Consider the following 16,014-nt stretch of genomic DNA (forward strand, 5'->3'; position numbering starts at 1 on the left):
TGGTCGTGGCCCATTCCACATGACTGGCCCGCGCTCGACGGGGCATGGATCTCCGTGAACGTGTTCGAACTGGAGGGGAACCGACATCGGCACGCGGACGGGGGACATGAAGAGGCAGGCACGAGGGGGCGGTCCCGCGACGGTCGGGGCCTCCTCGACTCGGACGGCGGAGGAACACACGGAGAGACCGGCGGGCGGACAGGCGGACGGCCTACCGGGACGGCCTGTCCCGCCGCAACTCAGACGCAGGCTGGGGCGGGCCGATCTCAAGGCGGTCGCCGAGGCGCGACGCGCGCTGCGCGCACTGCTGCGCCACTGGGGCGGGCCGGACACGTCTCAGGTCGCGGAACTGCTCACCAGCGAACTGGTCACCAACGCGCTCGTCCACACCGACGACGACGCGATCCTGACAGCCACCGTGTCACCGCACGGACTGCGCGTGGAGGTACGGGACTTCGTGGCCCGCCGGCCCAGGCCACGGACACCGGGGACGGGCGAGGGCACCGGCGGCCGGGGCCTGGTCCTGGTGCAGTCCCTCGCGGACACCTGGGGCGTGTGCATGCACGGGGTCGGAAAGTCCGTCTGGTTCGAACTGGGCGCGGACGCCGCGTGAACGGGTGGGGGGCGCGGCCCGCACGGCCGCGCCCCCCACCCGTCACCGATCCGGTCGACCCGGTCCTAGCCGAACTGCTGCTCCAGGTCCTTGAGCTTGCGCTCCAAGGAGTCGAGGCGCGGCAGGGCCATTGTGTCGTCCTCCGCGGTGAGGTCGACGGTGGCGCTCTCGGATCCCTTGCGGACGGGCTGAAGGGACGGACGCGCACGCACGGGAAGCTCCGCCGCCGCTATGGCAGGCTCCGCGGTGACCTGGGTGGAGCCGCGCTCCAGGGCCTGCTGCTCGACCTGCCGGCCGCCGCGCCCGATGAAGCCGCGGTGGCCCCGGCTGAGCGCCTTCAGCTGCGCCCTCTCCATGCGCTCCTGCTCGCGCCGCAGCCGCCGGCTCTCCGTCTTCCGGCGCTGGTCCTCGCGCACCTCGTCGACCGCCTCGTCCAGGCTCCGCACGCCCTCCAGGAGCATCAGCGACCAGGCCTTGTAGGTCTCGCGTGGCGCCCGCAGCCAGCGCACTATGCGGATCTGCGGCAGTGGGCGCGGCACCAGGCCCTGCTCGCGCAGGGCGGCCCGGCGGGTCTGCTTCAGCGCGCGGTCGAACAGGACCGCGGCGGACAGCGACATGCCCGCGAAGAAGTGCGGCGCCCCCGCGTGGTCGATGCCCCTGGGCGCGTGCACCCAGTTGAACCAGGCCGCGGCGGCGGCGAACATCCACACGAGTATCCGGGAGCCGAGCGCCGCGTCTCCGTGGCTGGCCTCGCGCACCGCGAGCACGGAACAGAACATCGCCGCGCCGTCCAGGCCGAACGGCACCAGGTACTGCCAGCCGTCGGTCAGGCCGAGGTTCTGCTCGCCGAAGCCGACCAGGCCGTGGAAGGAGAGCGCCGCGGCCACCGCCGCACAGCAGAACAGCAGAACGTAGGAGGCCGTGCCGTAGATGGCCTCCTTGCGCCTGCGGCGCTCCTCGCTGCGCTCCCACGAGTCGTCCGTGCTCGCTTTCTCCCCGGAGGAGCGCTTGCCGCGCGCGAGCACCGCAACCGCCGCCAGCACGCCCAGGAGCAGCACGGCGCCCGGAAGCAGCCAGTTCAGCGATATGTCGGTCAGTCTCATCTGGGGTCCCTTGCATTGGGATAGGGCGTAACGCCCGCCATGGTGGCCCAATCCCGTCGGCCCTCAGGGGTTTTCGGGGCAAGAGGCCGCCAAGGAGGTGCAAGGGGATGCCCGGGGCGGCGTTCTGCTCGAACTGCCGCTTGAGGGGCGGGAGTTGAGTTCGAATAAGACTACCCGTACCGGTGGTTCCGCGGAAAGTTCCCGCGGCAGGTGAGGAATTTGTGAATCACCTGTGACCTTGTGGGTGTCCCAGTCGTAGGTGATCTTACGGGATCGCGGGGGGTGCGCCGGACCGCCCGGGCGGGTTCGGTCCGGTGTGACGGTGACTCACCCCGCCGCCGTGGCCGTCAGTTTGGCGATCCGGTCCGCGTCGCGGGTGCGCGGGCAGGTGACGCAGGGGTCCTCGGGGCGCACGGTGTAGAACATGCAGCAGCTGGCGCGGTCGCGGGTGGGCAGGGACTCGCCGTCCGGCCCGGTCAGTTCCCGGAAGGCGGCGGAGCCGACGTACGGCCGGGTCGCACCCGGCAGCAGCAACTCCAGCTCGCGCACCGCCCGCTGCTGTTCGCCGAGCAGATGGGCGACGTACCAGAGGCCCTCGACGATCTCGTCGGTCGCCATGCCCCACAGGGCGCGCCCACGTCGCCGCATGCGTGGGCCGAAACCGGCCAGTACCGGCTCCAGGTGCTCGGCGACGGCCGAGCGCAGTTCGGCCCGCAGCGCCTCCTCGTCGCGCACGACGCGCGCGCCGGGCAGCGTGGCCGCCGGGTCGCCCGGCAGGCAGGCGAAGGCGGCGGGGCGTACGGCCATACGGCCGGCGGTCCGGTCGTAGGAGACCCGGGTCACGGGGAGGCGGGGCACCCGGCGGTGCAGGAACCACGGCGCGGTGAACAGCAGGCAGGCGGGCCAGGCGTAGCGGTGCAGCCCGAAGCTCGCCACGACGTCCGGGCGGGCGCGCGTGCCGTAGTCCCGCAGCACCTGGGCGTCGTCCCAGGCCAGGAACGCGTCCAGGCCGCTCCCGCCCGCCGCGAGGGAGGCGGCCGAGGTCCAGCCGTCGCCGTCGGGGATCGGCTCGCCGGGGCTGGGCTCCGTCACGGTGAGTCCGGGGAGGACCTCGGTGAGGCGGGCGTAGGCGTCCGCTACGGCCGAAGAGGGCACAGGCATGCCGGACCACCGTTTTCGCGTTCGATTGCAGGTAAGGCTTACCTTACTTCGCTCGATCGGAATGTGAGGCCTTGGCCTACAGTGCCTAAGGTGCTTGACGGCTGGACGACAACCGGCCGTAATGACCACAAGCACCTCAAGCACCCCAAGCCCGGAGGAGAACCGTGAAGCAGGGCGCGCAGGACTCCACCGGCATCCGGACCACCGGGGCCGGCGGGGACGCCGTGCCCCGCGTGCCGCGCCAGCCGCAGGCCGCGGACCTGCGGCGGGAACAGGCAGCCGCGGATCCGCGGCCGGAGCAGGAGACCCCCGCCGCCGCGGACCTGCCGGAGGCGGGCGTCCGCGGCGAGCACACGCACGGCGAACGGCCCGTCCCGCGCCCCCGGCCCCTCGTACGGCGCTCCTCCGTGCGCGGCCAGATCCTGCAAGCCCTGCGCACCGCCCTGGTGGCGGGGGAGCTGAAACCCGGCGAGGTCTACTCGGCGCCCGCGCTCGGCGAGCGGTTCGGGGTCTCCGCGACCCCCGTGCGCGAGGCGATGCAGCAGCTCACGCTGGAGGGCGCCGTGGAGGTCGTGCCCAACCGCGGCTTCCGGGTGATCGAGCGCGGCGACCGCGAGCTCGCCGAACTGGCCGAGGTGCGGGCCCTGCTCGAGGTGCCGGTGATGCTGCGGCTGGCCCGCCGGGTGCCCGGGGAGCGCTGGGCCGAGCTGCGGCCGCTCGCCGAGGCCACCGTGCGGGCCGCGTCCTCCGGGTGCCGGGCGACCTACGCCGAGGCCGACCGCGCCTTCCACTGCGCGGTGCTGTCCCTCTCCGGGAACGAGCAGCTCGTCCGGATCGCCGAGGACCTGCACCGCCGCGCGCAGTGGCCGCTCGTCGGCGGCTCCGCGCGCCCGGCCCATGCCGACCTCGTCGCCGACGCGGCCGAACACACGGCTCTTCTGGACGCACTCGTCGCACGGGACGTGGACGTGGTGCGCTCCCTGGTCGCCGAGCACTTCGCGGGCGCGGACTGAGCGGGCGGTCATGCGGTGCGGGCCGGGTCGGGCCGGCGCGCGGTGACACGTGGTGGCGGCATTCCGCCCGTCAGCCGTCGCCGCCCGGCTGCGTGGCCGTCTTCGAGTAGGCGTCGTGCCAGGCCGCCTTCGCGCCCGAGTCGCCGATCCGGTACACGTCGACGACCGCACCCGCGGCCACCACCACGGACAGGACGATCGCGGCGACCCGGAGCACCGAGCCCGCGCGCGCCCCCGCGTCCGGTGCGGGCGTCCGGCGGGATATCCACCAGACGCCGGCCGCCAGCACGAACAGGCCGAGAGCCCACGGGAGCAGTCCGTCACCCAGCTCCGCGTGCCGGCGCACCAGCGCGTCGCCGCTCACATGGCGTTCCAGCCACTCCCCGGCCTGAGTGGTCAGCGGCACGCTCACCAGCGTGACCAGGGCGAGCAGTGGCAGCACGAGACCGAGGCGCCGGGCGGCCTGCGGCCACAGGGCGCAGAGCACGAGCGTCAGGGCGCTGAGAGGAACCAGGACGACGACTGCGTGGACCAGCAGCACATGCGCGGGAAGTCCGTTGACCAGGCTCATCGGGCGATCCTCCAGAGCGACCGTGGGGGGTGCGCGCGGACACCGTCGGCCGTCCGCGCGTCGGGGCTGGTCAGCCTGGCACAGCAACCTCTCAGGTTCCTCTGAGGGCCGGTCGCCTCGTAGGTCTCTCAGACCGTCGCCGTCCCCGCCGCGGGCGGCGCCGGTGCCAACTGCCGTGCCAGCCACGTCGGCACACCGCCCAGCAGCCGGAACAGCCGCCGTGCCTCCTCGCGCAGGCGGGTCGACTCCGGCTCGGTCTCCGTGTCGGCCAGGGAGACCAGGGCCGGGGCGGTGCCGACGAGGTAGCCCAGTTCCTCGCGGATCCGCAGCGACTCGGCGAAGCCGTGCCGGGCCTCGGCCAACTCGCCGTCCCGCATCGCCAGTCCGGCCAGGTGGCGCCAGGTGAAGGAGAGCAGCAGCGGATCGGCGTGGGCGATCGCGCCCGCGTGCGCGCGTCGGTACGCGGCGTGCGCGGCCTGCGGGGAGCGGGTGAGGTTCTCGGCGATCAGGCCGCGCCGGAAGTCCAGCAGGGCCCGCCCCGGCACCCCGGGCGGGACCAGGGCCGCGGCCCGGCCGAGCGCCGACCGTGCCTCGTCCGCCCGGTCCCGTACGCCGTGCAGCGTGGCCGCGTAGGCAAGGTACCCGCGTTCACAAGCGGCGGCTCCCCGCTCCTCGTCGGTGTCGGCCAGCGCCTCGGCGGTGCGCAGCGCGTCCTCGGCCTCCTCCCAGCCCGCCTCGGTGTAGAGGCAGCGTTCGACCAGCAGCGCGGTTCTCTGCAGCGCCGCGGCCGCGGTGGCCGACTGGAGCAGCGCCGCCGCGTCGGCCCAGCACGCGCGTGAGCGCAGCCGCCATACCGCGGTCTGGAGTGGATCGTCACCTGGGGTCGTTCCGTTACCAGACATGGCGGTATGCGCCACGTTGCCCTCCCCGAGCACGCCATCGAGCCTTGAGTGGTGGCGGCATCTCAGCACGAAATCCGTGGCCCGGCCAAGAGGATGGGTGAAAAATTTCACAAAGTCGTGGGACGGAGGAGGCCGCAGGTGGCGCGCCCCCCTCGTCCGCCGCGGCCTCAACTCATGCGCAGCGCCAGGAAGAAGTCCAGCTTGTCCTCGAGGTGGGACAGGTCACGGCCCGTCAACTGCTCGATCCGCCCGACCCGGTAGCGCAGCGTGTTGACGTGCAGGTGGAGCCGGGTGGCGCAGCGGGTCCAGGAGCCGTCGCAGTCGAGGAAGGCCTCCAGGGTGGGGATCAGCTCGGCGCGGTGCCGGCGGTCGTAGTCCCGCAGCGGGTCCAGCAGCCGCGCGGTGAAGGCGCGGCGCACGTCGTCCGGGACGAAGGGCAGCAGCAGGACGTGGGAGGCCAGCTCCTGGTGCCCGGCCGCGCAGACGCGTCCCGGGCGCGCCGCCGCGACCCGCCGGGCGTGCCGGGCCTCCTCCAGCGCCCCGCGCAGCCCCTCGGCCGAGTGCACGGCCGCGCTGACGCCCAGGGTGAGCCGCCCGTCGTCGTCGAGGCCCGCCGACAGCGGGCCGCGTACGGCCTCCAGCAGCGCGTCGGCGAGGATCCCGGTCTCGGAGCCGTCGTGCTCGGCCGAGACGGCCGGGAGCGGGACGAGCGCGACCGCCTCGTCGCCCGTGTGGGCGACGGCTATCCGGTCGGAGGGCTCGGGACCGGTGCTGAGGGGGTCGACGAGGATCTCCTCCAGCAGCGACTGGGCGATCCGCCCGCCCTCGCTCCGCCCGTCGTCCCACTCCACGCGGGCCACGACCACCTGCCAGTGCGGGGCCGCCCCGAGGCCGGGCAGCAGTACCGGCGCGGCCACCCTCAGCCGCGCGGCGATCTCCGCGGGCGGCGCGCCGGTCTGCACCAGCTCCAGCACCTCCTGGGCCAGCCGTCTGCGCACCGTGCGGGTCGCGTCCCGGCGGTCCCGTTCGACCGCGATCAGCTGGGTGACGCCCTGGAGCAGGTCCAGCCGCTCCTCGGGCCACTCGCCCGCGTCCGCCCGCACGGCCAGCAGCCAGTCCGACAGCACCGTCTCGCGCACGTCCCGAGCGGTCTGCGGGGAGCGGCCGCCGCTGCGGATGGGGAACAGGGAGTACGTCGTCGGGCCCAGCGCCACCCGGTGCGGGCCGCGCCGGCCGCTGCGGGCGGCCGCCAGGTGCTCGGCGGCGAGCCGTGCGCACACGTCGGCGGCCGGCGCCGGACCCGCCACCCTGGGCCCGGCGATCAGCCGGCCGGTGGGGGAGAGCAGCCAGGCCCGCAGGTCCAGGTCGGAGCCCAGCAGGTCCAGCACCACGTCCGGGCCGCCGCCCGCCGGGCCGGACGTCATCATCCGGCGGTGCCGCTCCACCACGGCCGCCAGGTCACCGGCGCGCTCGCCGGACACCTGCCGCACGACGTGCTCGGTGATCGTCGCGAACGCCACCGACTCGTTCACCGCGAACAGCGGCAGCCGGTGCCGGGCACAGGCCACCACGAGGTCGTCGGGCACCGGACCGAGCTCGGCCTCACCGGCCGCCAGGGCGGCCACCCCGGCCCGCACCAGGATCTGTACGAACGGCTCGGAGTCGGCGGCGTCCCGGCGCCAGGCGAGCCCGGACAGCACCAGCTCACCGCCGGAGAGGTAGCGGCTGGGGTCGCGCAGGTCGGTGGTCATGACACCCCGGACGGTGCGGTCCAGCTCCTCCTCCCCGCCGAGCAGCTTCAGGCCCAGCGCATCGGTGTCCAGCAGTGCGCGCAGCCGCATTCTCGTCGCCGCCGTTCTGTGTCTCGAAAACTACGATGGATCATGTGGCGAGGGCCCGGCCGCGCGGCCGGGCAGCAGCTCCGCCAGGAGGTGAGTCCGCGTCTCCTCGGCCGCCTCTGTTTCCAGGGAGAACCGAAGAGGTTTCTGAAGACCTCGGTTCATACGAATCTACAAGATGCCCGCGCTGGCCAGCCAAACCCTTCATGGTTTCGGTGACTGACCGAGCCGGAGCGGTGAACGGTGTACTGACCCCACTCCGCGTAAAAGGGACATGAACGAGCCGGGCCCGCCGCACACGGATTGGCTCAATCTGTACGACTCACGAGACGAAGAAGAGAGCCGGTCATGGACTTCCTTCGCCCCGCCAGCTGGCAGGAGGCGCTCGCCGCGAAGGCCGAGCACCCCGCCGCTGTGCCGATTGCGGGTGGCACCGACGTGATGGTAGAGATCAACTTCGACCACCGTCGGCCCGAGTACCTTCTGGACCTGAACCGCGTCTCAGACCTCTACGAGTGGGAGGTCGGCGAGGACGGCGTGCGGCTCGGCGCCTCCGTTCCGTACTCGAGGATCATGGAGAACCTGCGGGCCGAGCTGCCGGGCCTGGCCCTCGCCTCGCACACGGTGGCCTCCCCGCAGATCCGCAACCGCGGCGGCGTCGGCGGCAACCTCGGTACCGCCTCCCCGGCCGGCGACGCCCACCCCGCCCTGCTGGCGGCCGGCGCCGAGGTCGAGGTGGAGTCGGTCCGCGGCTCCCGCCGCATCCCGATCGACGCGTTCTACACCGGCGTCAAGCGCAACGCCCTGGAGCCCGACGAGCTGATCCGCGCCGTGCACGTCAGGAAGGCCGACGGCCCGCAGCAGTTCTCCAAGGTCGGCACCCGCAACGCCATGGTCATCGCCGTGTGCGCCTTCGGCCTCGCCCTGCACCCGGAGACCCGGACGGTGCGCACCGGCATCGGCTCGGCCGCGCCCACGCCCATCCGGGCCAGGGCCGCCGAGGAGTTCCTGAACGCGGCGCTCGACGAGGGCGGCTTCTGGGACAACGGAAAGATCATCACCCCGTCGGCCGCCAAGCAGTTCGCGCAGCTGTGTTCCGCCGCCTGCAACCCGATCGACGACGTCCGGGGCACCGCGAGCTACCGCCGCCACGCGGTGGGCGTCATGGCCCGCCGGACGCTCACCTGGACCTGGGAGTCGTACCGCGGCGCCCGCCGCACGAACGAGGGAGCCGCGTGATGCGCGTCAACTTGACCGTCAACGGACGACCGCAGCAGGCCGACGACGTGTGGGAGGGCGAGTCCCTGCTGTACGTCCTGCGCGAGCGACTGGGGCTGCCCGGCTCGAAGAACGCCTGCGAGCAGGGCGAGTGCGGCTCCTGCACGGTGCGCCTGGACGGCGTGCCGGTGTGCTCCTGCCTGGTCGCCGCAGGTCAGGTCGAGGGCCGCGAGGTCGTGACCGTCGAGGGCCTGGCGGACTTCGCCAAGCAGCGGTCCCGCGGTACGGACGCCCGCGGTACGACGTTGGAGGACGCCCAGCGGTGGCAGGCGCAGGGCACCGGCGCGCAGACCGGCGTGAGCGGTGAACTCTCGCCGATCCAGCAGGCGTTCATCGACGCGGGCGCCGTCCAGTGCGGATTCTGCACCCCGGGCCTGCTGGTCGCCGCCGACGAGATGCTGGAGCGCAACCCCGACCCGACCGACGCGGACATCCGCGAGGCCCTGTCGGGCAACCTGTGCCGCTGCACTGGCTACGAGAAGATCATGGACGCGGTCCGCCTGGCGGCCGCCCGGCAGTCCGAGGGGGTCTGAGCATGGCCTCCTCCAAGACCTCCACCACGTCCGGCCGGGGCGGTGGCCCCAACGGCGTCCCCACCAAGGTCACCCAGGGCTCCCGGACCAGGGGCGGCATCGGCGAGTCCACGCTCCGCCCGGACGGCATCCTCAAGGTCACCGGCGAGTTCGCGTACTCCTCCGACATGTGGCACGAGGACATGCTCTGGGGCCAGATCCTGCGCTCCACGGTCGCGCACGCCGAGATCGTCTCGATCGACACCGCCGAGGCCCTCGCCCTGCCGGGCGTGTACGCCGTGATGACGTACGACGACCTGCCGACCGAGGTGAGGAACTACGGCCTGGAGATCCAGGACACCCCGGTCCTGGCCCACGGCAAGGTCCGCCACCACGGCGAGCCCGTCGCCGTCGTCGCCGCCGACCACCCCGAGACCGCCCGCCGCGCCGCCGCCAGGATCAAGGTGGAGTACCGGGAACTGCCGGTGATCACCGACGAGGCCTCATCGACCGCGCCGGACGCCGTCCTCGTCCACGAGAACCGCACCGACCACCACGCGGGTCACGTCCCGCACCCCAACATCGTCCACCGCCAGCCGATCGTCCGCGGCGACGCCGAAGAGGCCGCCAGGAGAGCCGACTTCATCGTCAAGGGCGAGTACCACTTCGGCATGCAGGACCAGGCCTTCCTCGGCCCCGAGTCCGGGCTCGCCGTGCCCGAGGAGGACGGCGGCGTCCATCTCTACATCGCCACCCAGTGGCTGCACAGCGACCTGCGCCAGATCGCCCCGGTGCTCGGCCTGCCGCCGGAGAAGGTGCGCATGACGCTGGCCGGCGTCGGCGGCGCCTTCGGCGGACGCGAGGACCTGTCGATGCAGATCCACGCCTGCCTGCTGGCGCTGCGCACCGGCAAGCCCGTCAAGATCGTCTACAACCGGTTCGAGTCCTTCTTCGGGCACGTCCACCGCCACCCGGCCAAGCTGTACTACGAGCACGGGGCCACCAAGGACGGCAGGCTCACCCACGTCAAGTGCCGGATCGTGCTGGACGGCGGCGCGTACGCCTCCGCCTCCCCGGCGGTCGTCGGCAACGCCTCCTCGCTCGGCATCGGCCCCTACGAGGTCGACGACGTCGACATCGAGGCCATCGCGCTCTACACCAACAACCCGCCCTGCGGCGCCATGCGCGGCTTCGGCGCGGTCCAGGCGTGCTTCGCCTACGAGGCGCAGATGGACAAGCTCGCCGACGCCGTCGGCATGGACCGGGTGGAGTTCCGGCAGCTGAACGCCATGTCCCAGGGCACGATCATGCCGACCGGGCAGCCGGTCGACTCCCCGGCCCCGGTCGCCGAACTCCTCCGCCGCGTCAAGGCGATGCCGATGCCGCCGGAGCACCAGTGGGAGAGCTCCGAGGGCGCCGACGTCCGGCAGCTGCCCGGCGGCCTGTCCAACACCACGCACGGCGAAGGCGTCGTGCGCGGGGTGGGCTACGCGGTCGGCATCAAGAACGTCGGCTTCTCCGAGGGCTTCGACGACTACTCCACCGCCAAGGTCCGCATGGAGGTCGTCGCCGGCGAGCCGGTCGCCACCGTGCACACCGCGATGGCGGAGGTCGGCCAGGGCGGCGTGACCGTCCACGCGCAGATCGCCCGCACCGAGCTCGGCGTCACCCAGGTGACCATCCACCCGGCCGACACCCAGGTGGGCAGCGCCGGTTCGACGTCCGCCTCCCGGCAGACGTACGTCACCGGCGGCGCCGTGAAGGACGCCTGCGAGCTCGTGCGCGAGAAGGTCCTGGAGATCGGGCGCCGCAAGTTCGGCTCCTTCCACCCCGCCTGGTCCACCGCCGAACTCCTCCTGGAGGGCGGCAAGGTCGTCACCGACGGGGGCGAGGCGCTCGCCGACCTGGTGGACGTCCTCGAGGACGAGGCCGTCGAGGTGGAGGAGGAGTGGCGGCACCGGCCGACCGAACCCTTCGACCTGCGCACCGGTCAGGGCAACGGCCATGTGCAGTACTCCTTCGCCGCGCACCGCGCCGTCGTCGAGGTGGACACCGATCTCGGCCTGGTGAAGGTGATCGAGCTGGCCTGCGCCCAGGACGTCGGCAAGGCGCTCAACCCGCTGTCCGTAGTCGGCCAGATCCAGGGCGGCACCACCCAGGGCCTGGGCGTGGCGGTCATGGAGGAGATCGTCGTCGACCCGAAGACGGCGAAGGTGCGCAACCCGTCCTTCACGGACTACCTCATCCCCACCATCCTCGACACGCCGACCATCCCCGTCGACGTGCTCGAACTCGCCGACGACCACGCGCCGTACGGGCTGCGCGGCATCGGCGAGGCGCCCACCCTGTCGTCCACACCCGCCGTCCTGGCGGCGATCCGCAACGCGACGGGGCTGGAGCTGAACCGCACGCCGGTCCGGCCGGAACACCTCACCGGCATGTGAGGCCACGGCGTCCGAACCGATCGACCCCGGGGGGATTTCGCCCTCGGGGACCCCAACTGTTCGTCTCGGGCCGTCCCCCGGGTCGTCCATTCCCAGAACCCGTATGCCGTCGACGGCATCGGGTGTCCCTGTGAACCTTGGGAGATGGCCCCATGACCCAGCAGTCAGTGGAGCCGAGGACCACCGCCGAGGACGCGGGCGCGGGCAGCCGCGTCCCGGCGGGGCGGTCCTGGCTCGACCGTTACTTCCACATATCCCGGCGGGGATCCACCGTCGCGCGTGAAGTGCGCGGCGGCGTCACCACCTTCATGGCGATGGCGTACATCCTGCTCCTCAACCCCCTGATCCTGTCCGGCAAGGACGCCGCCGGTGACACCCTCGGCCAGCAGGCCCTGATCACCGCGACCGCGTTCGCCGCGGCCCTCACCACCCTGCTGATGGGCCTCGTCGGCAAGGTGCCGCTCGCCCTCGCCGCCGGCCTGTCCGTCTCCGGCGTCCTGTCCTCGCAGGTCGCGCCGCAGATGACCTGGCCGCAGGCGATGGGCATGTGCGTGGTCTACGGCGTGGTCATCATGCTGCTGGTGGTCACCGGCCTGCGTGAGATGGTCATGAACGCCATCCCGCAGGCGCTCAAGCACGGGATCACCATCGGCATCGGCCTGTTCATCGCGCTCATCGGCTTCTACAAGTCCGGCTTCGTGCACCAGGGCAGGACCACCCCGGTCACCCTCGGCCCGGCCGGCGAACTCGCCGGCTGGCCGGTGCTGCTGTTCGCCTGCACCCTGCTGCTGATCTTCATGCTCCAGGCCCGCAACGTACCCGGCGCCATCCTCATCGGCATCGTCGGCGGCACCGTGGCGGCGGCCGTTCTGAACGGCGCGGGCGTCGTCAAGGCCGACGCCTGGGCGGGCGGCCCGCCCGTACTGCACGGCAGCGCGGTGTCGATGCCCGACTTCTCGCTCTTCGGGCACGTCGAGTTCGGCGGCTGGGGCCAGGTCGGCGCGATGACGGTCGGCATGATCGTCTTCACTCTGGTCCTGGCCGGCTTCTTCGACGCGATGGCCACCATCATCGGCGTCGGCACCGAGGCGAAGCTGGCCGACGACCGGGGCCGGATGCCCGGCCTGTCCAAGGCGCTGTTCATCGACGGCGCGGGCGGCGCGATCGGCGGTGTGGCCGGCGGGTCCGGGCAGACCGTGTTCATCGAGTCGGCGACCGGCGTGGGCGAGGGCGCCCGTACGGGCCTCGCCTCGGTCGTCACCGGCCTGTTCTTCGCGGCCTGCCTGTTCTTCACCCCGCTCACCGCGATCGTCCCGCAGGAGGTCGCCGCCGCCGCGCTCGTGGTCATCGGGGCCATGATGCTGATGAACGCCCGGCACGTGGACTGGGCCGACCGGTCCACCGCGATCCCCGTCTTCCTCACCGTGGTCCTGATGCCGTTCACGTACACCATCACCACGGGTGTCGCGGCCGGCGTCATCTCGTACACCGCCATCAAGGCCGCCCAGGGCAGGGCCCGGGGGATCGGCGCCTTCATGTGGGGCCTGACGGCGGTCTTCCTCGTGTACTTCGCACTCAACCCCATCGAGAGCTGGCTGGGCGTGCGCTAGCCGCGCCCATCACCCGCCGACGACGCGCCCTTCCCACGACCGTCGCAAGGAGACCGACAGATGCTGGACATCGCCGAGGAACTGGACCGGTGGGTCGCGCAGGGACGCGACTTCGCCGTGGCCACCGTGGTGGCCGTCGGTGGCAGCGCACCGCGCAGGCCGGGCGCCGCCCTCGCGGTGGACGCCGACGGCACGGCCATCGGCTCCGTCTCCGGCGGCTGTGTGGAGGGCGCCGTGTACGAGCTGTGCCGACAGGCGATGACGGACGGCGAAACCGTCCTGGAACGCTTCGGCTACAGCGACGAGGACGCCTTCGCCGTCGGCCTGACCTGCGGCGGCGTCATCGACATCCTCGTCACACCGGTACGGGCCGCCGATCCGGTCCGTGCGGTGGTCGCGTCCGCGCTGGCCGCCGCGGCGCGGGGGGAGGCGGCGGCCCTGGCACGGGTCGTGTCCGGTCCGGCCCGACTGCTGGGCAGGACACTGCTGGTCCGCCCGGACGGCTCCTGGGAGGGCGGCTTCGGCGGGCCCCGGGAACTGGACCGCACGGTCGTCGGCGAGGCGTCCGCCTTCCTGGACGGCGGGCGCACCGGCACCCTGGAGATCGGCGAGCAGGGCTCGCGCTGCGGCGCCCCGCTCACGGTCCTCGTCGAGTCCACGGTGCCGCCGCCCCGGATGATCGTCTTCGGGGCGATCGACTTCGCCTCGGCGCTGGTGCGCATCGGCAAGTTCCTCGGCTTCCACGTCACCGTGTGCGACGCACGCCCCGTCTTCGCCACCCGGGCGCGCTTCCCGGAGGCCGACGAGATCGTCGTCGAGTGGCCGCACGAATATCTCGCCCGCACGGGGGTCGACGCCCGCACGGTGCTGTGCGTCCTGACCCACGACGCCAAGTTCGACGTCCCCCTGCTCAAGCTGGCGCTAAGTCTTCCGGTGGCCTACGTCGGCGCCATGGGCTCGCGCCGCACCCACCTCGACCGCAACCGCCGGCTGCGTGAAGTCGGCGTGAGCGAACTGGAGTTGGCGCGGCTGCGGTCCCCGATCGGCCTCGACCTCGGCGCCCGTACGCCCGAGGAGACGGCTCTGTCGATCGCCTCCGAGATCGTCGCCGACCGGCGCGGCGGCAGCGGTGTGTCCCTCACCGGCGCCCACACCCCGATCCACCACGACGGCGTACCCGTCGGCACCGAGCGGATCGGCTCGGTCGCCTGACGGTGCGCCAGTTCCCTCAGGGCTGTCTGAGCAGCCGGTTCAGTGCCCGCCCGAACACCGACCGGGCCGCGCCGCGCAGGGGCTCGTCGAACAGGCCCGGCAGGAAGCGGACCCGCAGTTCCTCCCGCCACACCACCCGCGTACGGCCCCCGGGGCCGGGCCGCACCTCGAACTCGGCCCAGCCGAGCACCACTCGGCCCCGCTTCTCCACCCGGCACAGCCCCGGCCCGCCGTCGGCCGGCGGACGCCAGACGGTGACCTCCATCGGATCGTCGAAGCCGAGCGGACCGATCCCCGAACGGGCCACGAACACCGTGCCCTCACGGGTCGGCGCGGACGTGACCACGTTGATACGGGTCAGCGGCACCGCGTCGGCGTGCCGCGACCACCGCGTGATCCGCCGCCACGCCTCGTCGAGGGGGAGCGGCGCGGTGCGTTCGAGCGAGAAGTTCACCACGCCACGATCGTAGGCAATCGGGGGCCTCCCACCGCGCGTTCACCCCCCGCTCACACGGTTGGCCCAGCGCCCGGTCCTCCCGCGTATGCTCCCGGTCATGGTGACACTGGAGCGGCTGCGCCCCGACCACGCGGAGGCGCTGCTGGCCTTCGAGCAGGAGAACCGTCGCTACTTCGCCCGCTCCGTGCCGGACCGGGGGGACGCGTACTTCACCGGATTCGCCGCCCGCCACCGCGCCCTCCTCGCCGAACAGGACGCCGGTGCCTGCCACTTCCACGTCGTCGTGGACGGACAGAGCGACCTGGTGGGCCGCGTCAACCTCGTCGACGTCGCCGACGGGTGCGCCGAACTCGGGTACCGGATCGGCGAGCGCGCCGCGGGCCGGGGCGTGGCGACGGCCGCCGTACGGGAGGTGAGCCGGCTCGCCGTCGTGACGTGCCGGCTCACCGAGCTCACCGCGGTCACCACCCTCGACAACCCGGCCTCCAGGGCGGTGCTCGCACGGACCGGGTTCACGGCGGTGGGTGAGGAGAGCGTCGGCGGGCGGCCGGGGACCCGCTACCGGCTCCGCCTCGCGGGCCGTCCCACGGCGGGGTGAGAGGCCGTCCTACGGCCGGTGCACCTTGCCCGGCTCCGCCCTGCCCGGCGCCGGCGACCGCGGCACGGTGACGAACACGTACCCCCGCTCCTTCAGCGCGTCGGTGATCCCCGCTCGGTCCCGCGTCGAAGGTCGGCGCGATGCACTTGGCGTGACGGCGGTCCACCGCGCCGAACCCGGCCGGCGCGCCCGCCGCGGCGTGTGCCCGAGCCGCGCTCGGCGCCGTGCTGTCGCGTGCGCAGCCGGTGAGTGTGAGACAACGCGGCTGGGGGTACCCCCCTGCTCGAAGAGCTTGGGGAGCGGTGCCAGACCCCGCGAGCCCGGCGTGATCCAGACGAAAGACCCTGGGCCGGTCGAAGGGGCACCACGCCGGGGACCAGGCCCGTCGGGCAGCGCGTCAGGGCTCCGCCCGGCGGCACAGCAGCCGCAGGACGGAGAACAGCGTCACCGGCCACACCGCCGCGAACGCCCAGATCACGCCCGGCTCCGAGGTGACGGCACCGGCCGTCAGAAGGGCGGCGGAGACCGCCACCAGCAGTACCACGGTCCACGCCCGAGGCGCGTAGGACGCCACCCGGGAGAGGGCCGGTGGTCTGCGCCCGGACCGCAGCCGCCGGACCAGACGGCGGTCACGGCTGAGGGCGCGTTCTATCTCGTTCAGGATCCGCTGTTCGCGATCGGGGAGTCGGCCTGTCGACACTG

General features: G+C 72.9%; 15 protein-coding genes and 1 pseudogene. 8 read left to right on the plus strand and 8 right to left on the minus strand.

From position 1 onward, the window contains the following. The first annotated feature begins 106 nt into the window (after positions 1 to 106). On the plus strand, positions 107 to 613 hold the full coding sequence (locus ACFY4A_RS16510) for an ATP-binding protein (protein WP_390830128.1): 507 nt from the start codon (positions 107 to 109) through the stop codon (positions 611 to 613). A gap of 65 nt (positions 614 to 678) precedes the next feature. On the opposite strand, the gene ACFY4A_RS16515 is transcribed toward ACFY4A_RS16510, so the two are convergent. Together ACFY4A_RS16515 and ACFY4A_RS16520 are read right to left on the minus strand one after the other, a co-directional pair. Next, on the minus strand, positions 679 to 1,716 hold the full coding sequence (locus ACFY4A_RS16515; protein ID WP_390830129.1) for a DUF2637 domain-containing protein: 1,038 nt from the start codon (positions 1,714 to 1,716) through the stop codon (positions 679 to 681). 327 nt (positions 1,717 to 2,043) lie between these two features. Further along, a complete protein-coding gene (locus tag ACFY4A_RS16520) occupies positions 2,044 to 2,877 on the minus strand; it encodes a (2Fe-2S)-binding protein (protein ID WP_390830130.1) in 834 nt (277 codons plus the stop codon). Positions 2,878 to 3,041: 164 nt separating this feature from the next. On the opposite strand from ACFY4A_RS16520, the gene ACFY4A_RS16525 reads away from it, so the two are divergent. Then, positions 3,042 to 3,890, plus strand: coding sequence for a GntR family transcriptional regulator (locus ACFY4A_RS16525; protein WP_390830131.1), 849 nt, complete (start codon positions 3,042 to 3,044; stop codon positions 3,888 to 3,890). 70 nt (positions 3,891 to 3,960) lie between these two features. Here the strand turns inward: ACFY4A_RS16525 and ACFY4A_RS16530 are convergent, their stop codons facing one another. The 3 genes from ACFY4A_RS16530 to ACFY4A_RS16540 form a co-directional block, all read right to left on the minus strand. Beyond that, a complete protein-coding gene (locus tag ACFY4A_RS16530) occupies positions 3,961 to 4,461 on the minus strand; it encodes a DUF2231 domain-containing protein (RefSeq protein ID WP_390830132.1) in 501 nt (166 codons plus the stop codon). A gap of 128 nt (positions 4,462 to 4,589) precedes the next feature. Then, positions 4,590 to 5,363 (minus strand): hypothetical protein, encoded by a 774-nt coding sequence (locus ACFY4A_RS16535; protein WP_390830133.1) that lies wholly within the window; start codon positions 5,361 to 5,363, stop codon positions 4,590 to 4,592. Between the two features lie 167 nt (positions 5,364 to 5,530). Beyond that, positions 5,531 to 7,204: a PucR family transcriptional regulator gene (locus ACFY4A_RS16540; protein WP_390830134.1), complete on the minus strand. Its 1,674-nt coding sequence runs from the start codon at positions 7,202 to 7,204 to the stop codon at positions 5,531 to 5,533. Positions 7,205 to 7,549: 345 nt separating this feature from the next. Here ACFY4A_RS16540 and ACFY4A_RS16545 point away from each other — a divergent pair, with 345 nt between their 5' ends. The 5 genes from ACFY4A_RS16545 to ACFY4A_RS16565 all read left to right on the plus strand — a co-directional run bounded on the left by ACFY4A_RS16545 (position 7,550) and on the right by ACFY4A_RS16565 (position 14,257). Continuing rightward, a complete protein-coding gene (locus tag ACFY4A_RS16545; protein ID WP_390830135.1) occupies positions 7,550 to 8,440 on the plus strand; it encodes an FAD binding domain-containing protein in 891 nt (296 codons plus the stop codon). After that, positions 8,440 to 9,012: a (2Fe-2S)-binding protein gene (locus ACFY4A_RS16550; RefSeq protein ID WP_390830136.1), complete on the plus strand. Its 573-nt coding sequence runs from the start codon at positions 8,440 to 8,442 to the stop codon at positions 9,010 to 9,012. Before ACFY4A_RS16545 ends, ACFY4A_RS16550 begins: the two co-directional genes overlap by 1 nt. 2 nt (positions 9,013 to 9,014) lie before the next feature. Beyond that, on the plus strand, positions 9,015 to 11,435 hold the full coding sequence (locus ACFY4A_RS16555; RefSeq protein ID WP_390830137.1) for a xanthine dehydrogenase family protein molybdopterin-binding subunit: 2,421 nt from the start codon (positions 9,015 to 9,017) through the stop codon (positions 11,433 to 11,435). Between the two features lie 152 nt (positions 11,436 to 11,587). Next, entirely contained in the window at positions 11,588 to 13,045 is a 1,458-nt protein-coding gene (locus ACFY4A_RS16560; RefSeq protein ID WP_390830138.1) for an NCS2 family permease, read from the plus strand. Positions 13,046 to 13,105: 60 nt separating this feature from the next. Then, complete coding sequence (locus ACFY4A_RS16565) at positions 13,106 to 14,257, plus strand: XdhC family protein (RefSeq protein WP_390830139.1); 1,152 nt, start codon at positions 13,106 to 13,108, stop codon at positions 14,255 to 14,257. 16 nt (positions 14,258 to 14,273) lie between these two features. Here the strand turns inward: ACFY4A_RS16565 and ACFY4A_RS16570 are convergent, their stop codons facing one another. Next, positions 14,274 to 14,714 carry an SRPBCC family protein gene (locus ACFY4A_RS16570; protein WP_390830140.1) on the minus strand — a complete coding sequence of 147 codons (441 nt, stop codon included), beginning with the start codon at positions 14,712 to 14,714 and terminating at the stop codon, positions 14,274 to 14,276. Positions 14,715 to 14,811: 97 nt separating this feature from the next. Between ACFY4A_RS16570 and ACFY4A_RS16575 the strand changes: the two genes are divergently transcribed. Beyond that, positions 14,812 to 15,312: a GNAT family N-acetyltransferase gene (locus tag ACFY4A_RS16575; protein WP_390830141.1), complete on the plus strand. Its 501-nt coding sequence runs from the start codon at positions 14,812 to 14,814 to the stop codon at positions 15,310 to 15,312. Between the two features lie 9 nt (positions 15,313 to 15,321). Here the strand turns inward: ACFY4A_RS16575 and ACFY4A_RS16580 are convergent. Both ACFY4A_RS16580 and ACFY4A_RS16585 read right to left on the minus strand, forming a co-directional pair. Further along, a pseudogene (locus tag ACFY4A_RS16580) lies at positions 15,322 to 15,423 on the minus strand (polysaccharide deacetylase family protein); the annotation flags it as partial. Positions 15,424 to 15,709: 286 nt separating this feature from the next. Continuing rightward, positions 15,710 to 16,012, minus strand: coding sequence for a DUF3040 domain-containing protein (locus ACFY4A_RS16585; RefSeq protein ID WP_390830142.1), 303 nt, complete (start codon positions 16,010 to 16,012; stop codon positions 15,710 to 15,712). Positions 16,013 to 16,014: the final 2 nt, after the last annotated feature.

It is taken from the genome of Streptomyces sp. NPDC001292 (genome assembly GCF_042896465.1).
GTDB lineage: Bacteria > Actinomycetota > Actinomycetes > Streptomycetales > Streptomycetaceae > Streptomyces.

Excerpts from the sequence above, each read along its gene's own strand:
- ACFY4A_RS16510 (WP_390830128.1), top strand. The coding sequence starts at position 107 with ATGAAGAGGCAGGCACGAGGGGGCGGTCCCGCGACGGTCGGGGCCTCC.
- ACFY4A_RS16515 (WP_390830129.1), bottom strand. The coding sequence starts at position 1,716 with ATGAGACTGACCGACATATCGCTGAACTGGCTGCTTCCGGGCGCCGTG.
- ACFY4A_RS16520 (WP_390830130.1), bottom strand. The coding sequence starts at position 2,877 with ATGCCTGTGCCCTCTTCGGCCGTAGCGGACGCCTACGCCCGCCTCACC.
- ACFY4A_RS16530 (WP_390830132.1), bottom strand. The coding sequence starts at position 4,461 with ATGAGCCTGGTCAACGGACTTCCCGCGCATGTGCTGCTGGTCCACGCA.
- ACFY4A_RS16535 (WP_390830133.1), bottom strand. The coding sequence starts at position 5,363 with ATGTCTGGTAACGGAACGACCCCAGGTGACGATCCACTCCAGACCGCG.
- ACFY4A_RS16540 (WP_390830134.1), bottom strand. The coding sequence starts at position 7,204 with ATGCGGCTGCGCGCACTGCTGGACACCGATGCGCTGGGCCTGAAGCTG.
- ACFY4A_RS16545 (WP_390830135.1), top strand. The coding sequence starts at position 7,550 with ATGGACTTCCTTCGCCCCGCCAGCTGGCAGGAGGCGCTCGCCGCGAAG.
- ACFY4A_RS16550 (WP_390830136.1), top strand. The coding sequence starts at position 8,440 with ATGCGCGTCAACTTGACCGTCAACGGACGACCGCAGCAGGCCGACGAC.
- ACFY4A_RS16555 (WP_390830137.1), top strand. The coding sequence starts at position 9,015 with ATGGCCTCCTCCAAGACCTCCACCACGTCCGGCCGGGGCGGTGGCCCC.
- ACFY4A_RS16560 (WP_390830138.1), top strand. The coding sequence starts at position 11,588 with ATGACCCAGCAGTCAGTGGAGCCGAGGACCACCGCCGAGGACGCGGGC.
- ACFY4A_RS16565 (WP_390830139.1), top strand. The coding sequence starts at position 13,106 with ATGCTGGACATCGCCGAGGAACTGGACCGGTGGGTCGCGCAGGGACGC.
- ACFY4A_RS16575 (WP_390830141.1), top strand. The coding sequence starts at position 14,812 with ATGGTGACACTGGAGCGGCTGCGCCCCGACCACGCGGAGGCGCTGCTG.